10 protein-coding genes are annotated in these 12,835 nt (G+C 48.5%); 9 read left to right on the forward strand and 1 reads right to left on the reverse strand.

The genetic code is table 11. The features are described from left to right. Positions 1-62 precede the first annotated feature (62 nt). Positions 63-2,369 carry a helix-turn-helix domain-containing protein gene (locus L3D05_RS09005; protein WP_239615696.1) on the reverse strand — a complete coding sequence of 769 codons (2,307 nt, stop codon included), beginning with the start codon at positions 2,367-2,369 and terminating at the stop codon, positions 63-65. Between the two features lie 133 nt (positions 2,370-2,502). Here L3D05_RS09005 and L3D05_RS09010 point away from each other — a divergent pair, with 133 nt between their 5' ends. The 9 genes from L3D05_RS09010 to L3D05_RS09050 all read left to right on the forward strand — a co-directional run bounded on the left by L3D05_RS09010 (position 2,503) and on the right by L3D05_RS09050 (position 12,664). Continuing rightward, a complete protein-coding gene (locus L3D05_RS09010) occupies positions 2,503-4,029 on the forward strand; it encodes an extracellular solute-binding protein (RefSeq protein ID WP_239615697.1) in 1,527 nt (508 codons plus the stop codon). A gap of 368 nt (positions 4,030-4,397) precedes the next feature. Beyond that, on the forward strand, positions 4,398-5,489 hold the full coding sequence (locus tag L3D05_RS09015; RefSeq protein ID WP_239615698.1) for a TolB-like translocation protein: 1,092 nt from the start codon (positions 4,398-4,400) through the stop codon (positions 5,487-5,489). Positions 5,490-5,706: 217 nt separating this feature from the next. After that, positions 5,707-7,257, forward strand: a complete 1,551-nt coding sequence (locus L3D05_RS09020; protein ID WP_239615699.1) for an extracellular solute-binding protein — start codon at positions 5,707-5,709, stop codon at positions 7,255-7,257. A 112-nt stretch (positions 7,258-7,369) separates the two neighbouring features. Beyond that, positions 7,370-8,338, forward strand: a complete 969-nt coding sequence (locus L3D05_RS09025) for an ABC transporter permease (protein WP_239615700.1) — start codon at positions 7,370-7,372, stop codon at positions 8,336-8,338. A 21-nt stretch (positions 8,339-8,359) separates the two neighbouring features. Then, on the forward strand, positions 8,360-9,235 hold the full coding sequence (locus tag L3D05_RS09030; RefSeq protein ID WP_239615701.1) for a carbohydrate ABC transporter permease: 876 nt from the start codon (positions 8,360-8,362) through the stop codon (positions 9,233-9,235). Positions 9,236-9,258: 23 nt separating this feature from the next. Next, the gene (locus tag L3D05_RS09035; protein WP_239615702.1) at positions 9,259-10,374 is read left to right on the forward strand and encodes a glycoside hydrolase family 88/105 protein; all 1,116 of its coding nucleotides are present in this window, start codon (positions 9,259-9,261) and stop codon (positions 10,372-10,374) included. Between the two features lie 4 nt (positions 10,375-10,378). Next, positions 10,379-11,224, forward strand: a complete 846-nt coding sequence (locus L3D05_RS09040) for a sugar phosphate isomerase/epimerase family protein (RefSeq protein ID WP_239615703.1) — start codon at positions 10,379-10,381, stop codon at positions 11,222-11,224. A 279-nt stretch (positions 11,225-11,503) separates the two neighbouring features. After that, a complete protein-coding gene (locus L3D05_RS09045) occupies positions 11,504-12,181 on the forward strand; it encodes a TVP38/TMEM64 family protein (protein ID WP_239615704.1) in 678 nt (225 codons plus the stop codon). Between the two features lie 27 nt (positions 12,182-12,208). Beyond that, a complete protein-coding gene (locus tag L3D05_RS09050) occupies positions 12,209-12,664 on the forward strand; it encodes a hypothetical protein (RefSeq protein ID WP_239615705.1) in 456 nt (151 codons plus the stop codon). Positions 12,665-12,835 lie beyond the last annotated feature (171 nt).

Consider the following 12,835-nt stretch of genomic DNA (forward strand, 5'->3'; position numbering starts at 1 on the left):
CGGTCTGTTAGACCGCTGGATAGCCTTTGTTGGTTGTCTCTATTTTCCGATGTCCGCGCCGATCAGTTATTGAGCTTCCGATCCCGATATTGCCCGGGAGTCATTCCCTCCTGCTTGCGGAAGGAGCGAATGAAGTTCTGCGGGTTATTGTAACGTAGCCGGGACGCGATATCTTTAATCGGCATGTCGGTTTCCGCTAGCCATTTCTTAGCCATATTGAACCGATAGGAGGTTAAGTATTCGGTAAAAGAAATCTGGGTTTCTTTACGGAATACGCTGCTTAAATAATTAGCGTTATAGTGAAGCCTAGAAGCGCAATCCTCCAACGTCAAATCGGTATCGTAATAATGCTGGACGAGATCGATAATTTTCTCGGATATATTATGGTATTGCGCTTCCTGTCTATCACGGAAAACCCGAACCATCGGGTAGATGACGATCGTCCAGAACCAGTCCTCGATCTCGGGCACCGTGTTCAAATCCAACAGTTCCTCGAATAAGGAGCCGTTAGCCGGATGAATTTGATTCAAGCTGATTCCCGACTCTTGCATGACGATCAGCAGGTTGTTAAGCAGCCGCGCCAGAGGAAGTTGATATTCCTGCGGGGACATTTCCGCCGAGAATACGGGTAGCAGAAGCTGCCCTAGCAGCTCTTTGGCTTTATCCTTCTCGGCGAGCTTGATCGCGTCTATTAATTCATTTTCGACATGGTTAGGGTAGTTCATGTTCAAATAATGATTGCCGGAATTGATGTTCTCGTATTGAATAATGATTCCTTTGCCCAGCTTAAGCCGGTGCTTCAAAGCCTCCAAGCCTTCGCGATAGGCGATGGCGAGGCTGGAGAAGGAGTCAAATGTAAGGCTCATCCCGATGCTGACTTGCAGAGCGAGATAGCTTTGGATATTTTGCTGCAGTTGTTCGGTGATCGAATATAACGTGTTATTGAATTCCGCGGAATCGTCGGACGTACTGCCTAGTAAGGTCACTACCGTGTAATCGATCGTGACGGACGATAACCTCCCGGCGGCCGGGATCATTTCCTCGATTATGTTATGGATGGCGAACAGGAGAAGCTCCATGTCCCTTTTCTCGTATCGGGTTCCTTCAAGCGTATCGATCTGCAGCGTAAGCGCGGCCATCGTGCGCCACTCCCGAAGCTGATTGTCATATCCGAATCGCTGAAGCTGCTCCGGCAATTCGCTGAGCTTGACGTTGTCTTGGAACGCTTTGATCAGGAAGAACGTTCGGACTTGGCCGAAATGCTGATGGACTTCCTTCTCCAGACGGGACTTGGATTGGAATAAATGCTGCAGCTGCTCGCCGATCACTTGGAATTCATTCGATCGGCGCTTGCGTATACCCGGAAGTCCGTTATCGATCTGCTTGAGCAGAACTTGAATCGGAGAATACATCCGGCGCGAGCCGACCCACGCCAATCCCATGGTGATGACCAACATGATTAGGCAGACGATTAACGTATACATGCCGATCTTGTTCGATTCCTGCGTGAGGCTAGCGATCGAAGTAAACGACAAGTAGATCCAGCCGTTAAACGGAGAGCGGTAATAGGCGACGGAATAAGAGCTTTGGTTCAACTTCGTCTTGAATTGCCCGGAAGGGCTATCTAATTCGTCCAAGGCATCGAAGCCAGTCTCGGAGAGCGGCTTGCCGATCAGGGATTGATCCGGGTGAATAAGAACGCGGTAATTTTCGTCCGCGATCATCATCCGGTCCTGCTGCTCCGGATCGTTGTTCAGCAGAGCTTGCAGGCTACAGGTCGGAATGTTCGCTATCGCAAGTCCGGATTTCTCCAAGCCCGTTAACGGAAGCTTCTTGATCAAGCTGATGCTATATTCGCAGATGACGTTGGATGAGTTCTCTTCACTGTAGAACCAGCTTGTCGGATTTAGCGTCCAATTGCTCAGGTCGTTCGCTTTCGCCAGCTCGTTCAAGGCGTCATAATGCTCGTATTGGTCGAACGTATAGAGCCCGGAGTTCTTAATCATCCAGTTCTGGCGCTGATTGACGAGGATCACGTCCTCGACCTTCGTATCGAAGGATTGCATATGGCGAAGCTCGCTGCGGATGTTATCGTAGACCATGAAATCGTTTACAGTTAATGGGTTGCCCATCGCTTTTTTGAGCACGGTCGAGTTAATCGTCTGGTTTAGCGTGTGGTTGACAGTCGTCAGAATTTGTTCTACATTGGCATTGATTTGAACGAGAAGTTGCAATTTCCCCTTGTTGACATGGTTCTGAATTTCGCTGGAAGAAGTCGCGTACGAAAAAATACCGATGAGAAGAACCGGAAGCGTGCTTAACAGGAATCCGAAGATAGTCATTTTGGTCAGGAAACTGAAAGAGCGCATAGGAGCCAACACCTTATCTTCGAAGATAGTATTATTGTAATCATCCGACCCGGTTGGGACAATAATCATCTCGTTAGTCTATAATCATCTTCTTAGATTATCGCGTATTCATGCTTGTTGAAGGGGGTTTACCATGGTGTCAGGCAAACCGAACGGCTTCCGTAGTAAAGGTTGCGCGCTGCTTATCTTATTGTCTTTAGTGAGTCTTTTGTTATCTTCCTGCATGGGCCGGAAGGATAATCAAGCGAGCATCGATGACCGTCCTGTCGTCAGTATTATGGCTCCGTTACATTTTCCTCACGCGCCGGATCCTGCCATTATTGATGAAATAGAGAAACTGACGAATACGAACTTGGACATTGAATGGGTACCTGACGGCATCTATTCGGACAAGATGAATACGTCTCTCATGACCAATTCTTTAAAGAAAGCGACCTTCGTTAAATATACGGATTATAATTTGGTGAAAAATTCGGTGCGTTCAGGAGCCTTCTGGGAGATCGGACCGTATTTGGACCAGTTCGCTAATCTGAGGCAACTGAATGAGGATATTCTAAATCAATCTGCCTTGGATGACAAAGTTTACGGATTATATACGGAAAGGCTTTCGTCCAGGCAAGGGGTTATTATCCGGGAAGATTGGCTTGAACGGCTGAAGATGGACAAACCGCGGACGATCGACGAGCTGTACGAAGTCATGAAAGCGTTCACTTATGAGGATCCGGATGGGAACGGTAAGGCGGATACGTTCGGGATTGCAGACCGCAACGACTTGATCTTCGGGGTATTCAAAACATTAAGCTCGTATTTCGGAACCCCGAATAACTGGACGGTATCCGGCCATGAGTTAATTCCCGAATTCGAGACGGAGCCTTACATGGACACGATGAATTTCATGCGGAAATTGTATGACGAGCGCATTATCAACCAAGAGTTCGCGGTCACGAGCAAGGAGGTTCAGCGCAACCTGTTCATTCGCGGAAAAGTAGGCGTCTATATCGGAAGTATGCTGGATGCCCAAAGGCTTGCAGACGCGGCCAAGGTCGTGAATCCGGCGGCTCGCTTTACGCTGGTCAATCGAATAGAGGGACCGCATGGGTACAAAATATGGTCGATCCCGAATTTCAATGGGTTATACCTCTTCTCCAAGAAAGCTATTAAAACGGAGGAGGAACTGCTGCAGATCTTAAGTTTCTTCGATCGGTCGATGGAGAAAGACGTCGCCAACCTAATGAAATACGGCTTCGAAGGACGCCATTATAAGGTCGAAGGAAACCAGGTCGAGCTGCCGCTCGAAAGCCAAGAGCTCAGGTCGAACGAGTTAAGCGTTCTCTATACGCTGATGATCGCCGATTTGAGCAATCCGAATATTATGAAGGTGGCTAAGCAAGACAGTCTGACCGAAATGGCCGAGCGACTGAGCGAGGACAACGAGAAGTTTATCGTGCGCGACCCGACGGTAGGTTTGAAATCGAAAACCTATGACGAGAAAAACGTCGAGCTATATAAGATCATATCCGACGCCACATACAACTATATTCTAGGGCATCTGGACGAGGCCGGTTACCGGCAGGAGATAGAGCGTTGGAAAAGAAGCGGCGGCAGCAATGTCGTTCAGGAGTATACGCAAGATTATTTCGGCAACGGCAATGCAGGGTAACTCCTGCTTTGCCGTTTTATTTTGTGAAATCGGACAGAAAGGTTAGAATCGCTCGTTTTCACATCTTCAATTCTGACCCTATACGAAATAAATGGATTTCTACAGTTACCTACATCCTCCGCAACGAATTCAAAGGAATAACGGGAAAAGTTCATCTATTTCGGACTAAGTAGGCTTTATTCTGGATTGGCGGAGGGAATTAACTGTACATTTCCATCTATATTAAATAAATTGATGATTTCATTGCATTTAACTGTATATTTCCACTTATTTGTGGGGTGGGATATTGAATAAGGGAGTTAGGTTTAAAAAACTCATATGGTATGATTGTAAGAATATAGGATATTTTGGGCTGGGAGTGAATGGAGTTGAAACGCGCGATTTATTTATGCATCATTGTAACTTTGTTATTTACATTAATAGGGTGCGGAGGATCGGATAAGACCGATATGGAAGTCTCGGCGTCCTCGTCAAGCTTGGCGTCAACGCCACCATCCTCCTTGGCGGCCGCGGTTGAGACAAGCAAAGGACCCTCCCCGTCGGAGAATGCAGCTTCGAGCGAGGAGAGCAAGGAAAAGGCATTGGGAGAGTTGAAAAAAGGCGACAAGCCGACGCCTTATCCGGTTCTGGCACTCATTCGCCAGGTCGAGGGTTTTACCAGGGGTGCGTACGACGGGGAGTTGTCGGATAGCAAGCGGTTCATTTATTATACGCCGTGGCCTTCGGATAATTATGCCCGCGACTATCGTTATTACGATTACGCAACCGGGGACGTATACGTGAACGGAGAGGACGGTCAGGTCGTCTATTACAACGCGTTTGATTCCGCGACCTATCCTGCAGCTAAGGAGGCGCCGCTTGGCAATCCCGTCGATCCGGCGCAACTAAAGCAAATGAATGGGTTGGAACTCAAGTTGTATGCCCAAGAGAATGTTTATAACATCGAGTGGTCGCCGGACTATCGAACCGTTGCGTACTGCCAAGGAAACGAATATGAATCCAAAGCTTACGTTTGGAAAGTAGGCGACGAATCCGCGGTCGAAATTCCCGGAGAACCGGACACTTATTATTTCGAATGGTCTTCCGATTCGAAGTTTTTGTTGCTCGATTCGGGTACAAGCGTCTTAAGGGGCGGACAACTCTATCAAGTAGCCTCGGGGACGTTGAGCCAATATTTCAGCTATGTGAACGAGGCTTTGATTTCACCGAATTCAAAGCGGGCCGTGTACGCGCGAACGAGCGGAATAAGTTCGGAGGAGAAGAGCGGCTACGAAGTCGGTGAAACGGTGGAGCTATGGGTAATGGATTTGTCCGATTTCACGGAACGTGTGTTGATTCCAGCCGACGATCACTCGGATTATTATCCAGAGAAATGGTCGAGCGATTCCGAACTTGTCTATACGAAACACGACTATAAGTCCGACAAGGAAGAGGAATTGCGGATAACCGTTTCCGAGTAGTCGTCAATGATAACGTCATAGAAATAGAGAAGGTCCATGCGAAATGCGCATGGGCCTTCTTTATTTTGGACCGCAGTGTCATCTTCTCGCAAAGTAATCATTATGTTAGATACCTGATCGGAGTAGGGCAAAGTGAGCAAATGATTGTATACGTAATTTCGGGCGGCCTCTAAAGTCGAAGTTGTATCACACAATCCCTTTTGGAGGTCATAGCGGTATGAAGAGAAAAAGCGTATCGGTCCTGCTTAGCTTGGTATTGGTAATTAGCTCAGTGCTTGCGGGATGCGCAAGCAAGGATAAGGAAAAGCCAGCGGCATCCTCGAGTAGCAGCCCAAGCGAATCCAAGGCTGCGGAATCGAAAGCGCCGGAGTCGGAAGGACCGACGAAAATTACGATCATGCTTCCTCTTAACATTGCTGAAACCCCACCGGATACGGTGAAGAAGGAAATCGAAAGATTAACGAATACAGAGCTGACTTATCAATTCTTCCCTGCGGATACTTATGAAGAGAAGTTAAACGCTTCGTTCGCCACAGGTTCATTGCCGCAAGTCACGTACTTGAAAAACCAAGCTACGTTCCTGCTCTTGAAGGATGCAATCAGGGACGGTCAGTTCTGGGAAATCGGACCTTACCTAAGTGAATTTAAAAACCTAAGCAAGCTGAAAGAATTTACGCTTAACAATACAAAAGTAGACGGCAAGCTGTACACGCTGTACATTGGACGACCGCTCGCCCGCCAAGGGATCATCTACCGGAAAGACTGGGCGGATAAGCTTGGCTTAAAAGCTCCTGAAACCGTAGATGAGCTACTGGAAATGGCTAAGCAGTTTACATTGAATGATCCGGACGGAGACAAAAAAGCGAACACGGTCGGACTCGCGGATCGCAACGATCTTGTCTATGGAGCCTTCAAGACGGTCGCTTCCTGGTTCGGCACTCCGAACAACTGGGGCGAACAAGACGGCCAACTGCTACCGGAATTCATGTTCCAGGAATATATCGATTCCATGGACTATTTGAAAAAATTCCGCGACGGCGGCTTCATGAACAAAGACTTCGCGGCAACGAGCAAAACCGATCAAGTAAGCCTATTCACGAGTGGTAATGCTGGGATGTATATCGGCGCCATGTCAGACGTGAATGCGTTGCAAAAAGACCTGGTCAAGAACGTACCCGATGCGGTAGTAGATACGCTTGCCCTTATCAAAGGACCGAGCGGTCAAGCGACTTCATGGTCGATCCCTGGTTATAACAACGTCTTGGTATTCCCGAAATCGGCGGTCAAAGATGAAGCGGAACTGAAGAAAATTTTGGCTTTCTACGACAAAGTGATGACTCCTGAAGTAGCGAACACGCTTTTCTGGGGCATTGAAGGTGTCCACTATGAGGTAGTAGACGGCAAAGCGAAAGAGACGGACAACAAGGATAAAATCGAGCGTGAAGTCAAAGGTTTCAAAGATAGCTTGATCGGAGAGCCGGAAACGAACGGCCAGTTGGAGCCTTACCATACGTTGGAAGCTAGAATTCACGCAGAGGAATTCACTATCGAGAATGCGAAGATCGCCATCGCCGATCCGGCTGCGGCATTGGATTCCCCGACCTATACGGCTCAAGGCGTTCAATTGCAAGATATCATTAAAGATGCGACATACAAGTACATTTACGGCAGTATCGACGTGGCAGGCTTTAAGAAGATGGTCGACAACTGGAAGTCGCGTGGCGGACAAAAAATCATCGATGAAATTAATGCAGCAGCTAAGAAGTGACGGACTGACCCGATGAACTGATTGGGTTGTACTAGCGGCTCGTCCCCGTCCATAGGGACGGGGGAGCCCTTCCATCTTCCAACTTCGACTATTGCGAGAAAGGATGCATGTTATGCAGGAAGTGGGCGTTCGACAAGGGGAAGTATCGTTGCCGTCTCCGGTTCGCAAGTCGCAAGGCAGTGAATTAAGCAGGCGTTTGAAGAGGAATAAGTGGCTATATGTCATGATTTTTCCTGGTTTATTGTATTTCTTGATCTTCAAATATGCGCCCATGTATGGACTGATCATTTCGTTTCAGGATTTCAAACCTTTCAAAGGCATCGCCGGCAGTGAATGGGTAGGATTTAAACACTTCGAGCGTTTGTTCACGGAACCTGATTTCTTCCAAATTTTAAGCAATACGTTGATTTTGTTCGGTATGAACTTGCTCTTTTTCTTCCCGGTTCCAATCATTCTGGCTCTACTGCTCAATGAAGTTCGGATATCGATATTTAAGAAAACAGTGCAAACTCTAATCTACATTCCCCATTTCATGTCGTGGGTCATCATCGCATCCATTAGCTTCGTTATGTTGACGGAGGATGGCGGGATCATTAACGAGATAATCGCTTATTTAGGGTTTGAGAAAATCAATTTCCTGCTCAACATCGATTGGTTCAGGCCGACGTACATTATTCAGGTCATCTGGCGCGAAGCAGGATGGGGTACGATTATTTATTTGGCGGCAATTGCCTCTATAGACGTTGAACAGTATGAAGCTGCCCGTATGGACGGCGCAGGTCGCTTTCGACAAATCTGGAATATTACGCTGCCGGCTATCCGAAGCGTTATTATCGTGCTATTAATCCTGAAAATCGGCGACGTGTTGGAGCTGGGATTCGAGCATGTATATTTGCTTCTCAATTCGATGAACCGCGAAGTGGCCGAAATTATCGACACTTATGTGTTCACGGCAGGTTTAAGGCAAGGTCAATTTAGCTATAGCGCGGCGATCGGATTTTTCAAATCCTTCATCGGACTCGTTCTGGTCATGGGCGCCAATCGGCTTGCTCGTAAAATGGGAGAAGACGGCGTTTATTAATAGGCAGGAGGAGGACAAGAGATGGTAGAGGATCGTACGTTAGGCGGGAGAATATTCTCTTTTTTCATCTATTCGATACTGCTCATTTTTGCTCTGGTATCGTTCCTGCCTTTCATTCACGTGCTTGGAGGCTCGTTCACCACGAGCGCCGAGTTGGCAGTCAATAAGTTCGTCATCATACCGAAGATCTGGAGTTTGGATGCTTATCGGTTTATCTTCTCCACCAACACCATATTCAGGGCGATGTTGGTCTCTGTTATTGTTACGTTGGTCGGAACGTTGTTCAGTATTTTCATCTCCTCGATGATGGCCTACGGCTTGTCTCGCAAGGATTTGGACGGAAGGAAGGTTGTGATGTTCGGCGTCGTCTTTACGATGCTGTTCAACGGAGGTCTTATTCCGACCTTCCTAGTCGTTAAAGAATTAAATCTGATCGATAGTTATGCGGCTCTAATCCTACCTATCGCGATCAGTGCATTTAATTTGATCATTCTTAAGAACTTCTTTCAGAACATACCGGAGGGGCTGGAAGAGTCGGCCAAAATCGACGGGTGTAACGACTTCGGGATTTTCTTCCGGATCGTGCTTCCGCTCTCCATGCCCGTGCTTGCAACGATCTCCCTGTTCTACGCCGTAACTTACTGGAATACGTACTTGAATGCTATTCTTTACCTGGACAGCAGCTACAAGTGGCCTATTCAAGTGTTGTTGAGGCAGATCGTCGTGTTGGCCAGCGGCATTGATCACGGTGCCAGTCTAGACGGGGAAGTCCCGCCACCGGATCAGACGGTGAAGATGGCCGTTATCGTGGTCGCGACGATTCCGATTATGATCGTTTATCCGTTCTTGCAGAAGCATTTTGCTAAAGGGGCATTGTTAGGTTCAATCAAGGGGTAAGTACAGAGAGGGGAGAGGAAAACATGCAAAACGCGCATAAAATCTCGCGAACGCCTCTAGAGTGGGCAGCGGCAGCTTGCGACACTCTGATGGATAATTACGCAGCGGGGGAGCTTCCTCCTGCCCATAGGTGGCATTATCATCAGGGCGTGTTCCTGTGCGGAATGGAACTGTTGTCGGAAGCGGGGGGCGATTCACGCTACGTGCGATATATTCAAGATTACGTGGATGACTTGGTGGATGAGTACGGCAACTTTTATTTTGCGCGGGATGAATTGGATGCGGTACAAGCGGGGTTGCTGTTGTTTCGACTCGACAAGCTCACGGGGAAGAGCAAGTACCGGATAGCGGCCGACAAATTAAGATCGCTGTTTAACACGTTAAATCGAACTTCCGAGGGCGGTTTCTGGCATAAAGACAAGTATCCCGGACAAATGTGGCTAGATGGGCTATACATGGGCGGCGTCTTCGCTTTGAAATATGCAGCCGCGTATGGTGACAACAGCTTAATCGACCTAGCGCTGCAACAGGAGCGGTTGATGCGTAAATATATGAAGGATGAGCGTACGGGACTGTTATATCATGCGTGGGACGAGATGCGGAGAATGCCTTGGGCGGATGCCGAGACGGGCTGTTCGCCGGAATTGTGGGGCAGATCGCTCGGTTGGTACGGGCTTGCCTTGGCGGAGTTTCTGGACTTGTTGCCGCCTGAAAGTGCCGAACGCTCCGAGTTGGTGGAAGTGCAAAGGGAGTTCGTCCATGCGCTTATCCGTTATCAGGATCAAGAAAGCGGACTATGGTACCAAGTGGTCGATAAGGGGCATCTTGCGGATAATTGGCTAGAAACTTCTTGTACGAGTTTGTTCGTGTATACGATAGCGAAGGCAATCAAACAAGGCGTCGTGGAACAGGATTGCCTTGATGCGGCGAATAGAGGATACAGAGGCTTGATCGGCAGGCTGAAGTTCGACGATAAGGACGGCATTATTGTTCCGGACATTTGCATCGGAACGTCCGCCGGGGATTACGAGAATTATGTGACGCGGCCGACCAGCAGTAACGATCTTCACGGGGTAGGCGCTTTCGTCATGGCGTGCGTAGCAATGAATGATCTGGACTCGTTAGAAACGGGGCGTTGATCGGATGAACATCGGCATTCTGGCTCATCTGCTTGGCTATTTGCCCTATGAGCAGCTGGCGGCCAAAGTAGCGGCGAACGGGTTTCGTCATGTGCAGCTCGCCTTGTGGAAGGCGATCAGCGATTTCGATTTCAGCAAGCCGGGGCAGCTAAGCCCTGGCTTAGCTCAATCTATAGGCGAAGCGTTCGATAAGCGCGGAGCGACGGTGTCGGTATTGGGATGTTACTTGCACCTGTTCGATCGGGACGAAGAGCAGTTGCGCTTGAATAGGGAACGGTTCAAAGAGCTGCTGCGTCATGCCCGGCATTTCGGCTGCACCATCGTGGCGGCGGAAACAGGGGGGCCATGGAACGGGACGCCAAGCGAGGAAGAGTGGAAAATATTGCGGAGCACGCTTGAACAATTGGCCGAAGAGGCGGACAAATGGGGAGTTCGCATCGGATTGGAACCCGCTAACGGACATCTCATCGATACGCCGGTTGTTCTGAAGCGGATGCTGGATGAGGTTACTTCCTCCAGTTTCGGCGTTGTATTAGATCCCGGGAATTTGCTTACTTCGGCTAATATGGGGGCTCAGAATGAAGTGATTGAAGAAGCGTTCCGGTTGCTGGGCGATCGGATCGTAGCTTGTCACGCAAAAGACCGCATCCTCATGTCGAATGGACAGATTGTTACGGTGGCTCCCGGCGCGGGGCAAATGAATTATGAATTATACCTGCAAAGATTAGAACAGGTTAATCCGGGCGCGCCGCTTATTATGGAGGCGGTAAACGAAAGCGATATCCTGAGCTCCAGAAGTTATCTGGAGGAGTTGCAGGGACAGTTAGCGAAGGATTCGTTAATGAGATAGCGAAGATAAAGCGGTGGCGGAAGAGAGCGTTTTTCTCTTTTGCCAGCCGCTTTTTTTAATTCTGTAAATCGTTACTGCTGCCGCAACCGCCTCGCTTGAAGCACGAAGGCCAAAAAAGTGCCTTCATTTCCCTTACAATAGGGAAACCTAAGTAATAACGATAAATCCTTATTGCTCATTGAAATTAGACATACGTGAGAACTGAGCCCGAACAAATGCTATAATGAGTTACATAAAAGAAAGTCTCCCAATAAGCAGGAATAGGTGCATGCGTAAAAGATGAGTATATCGGACATTCTGTCCAACGTGACAGAGGACAATCTGAAAAGTCTATTGGAACAATATCGGGCTTTCGGCCCTTTCCCCGGCATTGCCTTGACGTTCATGAAGTCATTCGTGCCCCCGTTGCCGACGATACTTATCGTTGGTGTGAACGCGGCGGTATATGGCTTATGGCTCGGCTTCCTCTATTCCTGGTTAGGAATCGTGAGCGGTTGCCTTGTTACGTTCATCGTTGTCCGGAAAGTAGCCGGGCATCCCTACTTTTTGCGTTGGGCGAAGAAACCGAAGGTGCAGAAAAGCCTAGTATGGGTTCGGCGCAATGCATTCAGTTATGTGTTCCTGCTCAGCCTCTTCCCGGTCGGGCCCTTCGTAGTCATTAACATGGCTGCGGCCATCGCGCAGATGCGGCTGCGATCGTTCTTCATCGCGATCGTGTTCGGGAAAGCGATCATGGTCATGTCCGTATCGATTATCGGACATGATTTCGGCCGTTTTATCGAGCGTCCGTTCGAGCTCATCTACGTGGTGTTGTTCGTAGGCGCATCGCTGTGGGTAAGCAAGAAGATCGAATCGCGCTTTACGCGTGACACGAGAAGTTTGCCGCAACCGCATCCCGACATGGGGGAACAACTAGGCATGGATAACGGCACGACAGCCGGACATAAAGCGGAATAAACAATAGACAGCGAGGCGGATGAACTTATGTTAAGTTTTCAAGAAAAGCTCGCGATTATGGAATCTTTTCCTCAATTGGAGCGGAGAGACGTATCCCTAGGTCGCGTGAATTTTCATTATGAGCGAAGCGTGATCGAGAAGAAGAACGTCGGCTTCCATTTTCACCCGAACGGCAACGGGTATATTTTCGCGGGGGAGATTGAAGGGGTCGATACGGATGATAAAGGCTTCGTAAACGTACGCGACTATAGCGCGGAGGAGCTTCGTTCCCTCGTCGAACAGTCGATTCAATCCTTAACCGGGGATTCTTCATGGGAGGAAGGGCAAGAGGAGAAGTGGTTCGATTCGGATCGGAATATTCTGGTTCTCAAATTCGAGGACGATATGTGGTACATCTTCTCGGGCCTCAATCTCGAAATGGCTTTCGAGTCCTATGAGGAAGCCCGGGAGTACTTGAGCGAAGAAGGGTTCAATCGGCTGTAGAACACGGTGAATATGTGAAGCAAGGGGAAGGACAGGCACTCGCGCTTGTCCTTTTTTTACGGTTTCCGTAAATTTACTGAAACGTAAAGGCCATCCTCACCGTAGATTCTATAGAGAAATCAAGTTAAACTAGTATCAGGAAGAAAAAGTATTCTACTCTACTGAAATTTA

The sequence above is a fragment of the Cohnella mopanensis genome (genome assembly GCF_022352055.1).
Classification (GTDB): domain Bacteria; phylum Bacillota; class Bacilli; order Paenibacillales; family Paenibacillaceae; genus Cohnella; species Cohnella mopanensis.

Coding starts and splice junctions, on each gene's coding strand:
- L3D05_RS09010 (WP_239615697.1), top strand. CDS start 2,503: ATGGTGTCAGGCAAACCGAACGGCTTCCGTAGTAAAGGTTGCGCGCTG.
- L3D05_RS09025 (WP_239615700.1), top strand. CDS start 7,370: ATGCAGGAAGTGGGCGTTCGACAAGGGGAAGTATCGTTGCCGTCTCCG.
- L3D05_RS09020 (WP_239615699.1), top strand. CDS start 5,707: ATGAAGAGAAAAAGCGTATCGGTCCTGCTTAGCTTGGTATTGGTAATT.
- L3D05_RS09040 (WP_239615703.1), top strand. CDS start 10,379: ATGAACATCGGCATTCTGGCTCATCTGCTTGGCTATTTGCCCTATGAG.
- L3D05_RS09050 (WP_239615705.1), top strand. CDS start 12,209: ATGTTAAGTTTTCAAGAAAAGCTCGCGATTATGGAATCTTTTCCTCAA.
- L3D05_RS09030 (WP_239615701.1), top strand. CDS start 8,360: ATGGTAGAGGATCGTACGTTAGGCGGGAGAATATTCTCTTTTTTCATC.
- L3D05_RS09035 (WP_239615702.1), top strand. CDS start 9,259: ATGCAAAACGCGCATAAAATCTCGCGAACGCCTCTAGAGTGGGCAGCG.
- L3D05_RS09045 (WP_239615704.1), top strand. CDS start 11,504: ATGAGTATATCGGACATTCTGTCCAACGTGACAGAGGACAATCTGAAA.
- L3D05_RS09005 (WP_239615696.1), bottom strand. CDS start 2,369: ATGCGCTCTTTCAGTTTCCTGACCAAAATGACTATCTTCGGATTCCTG.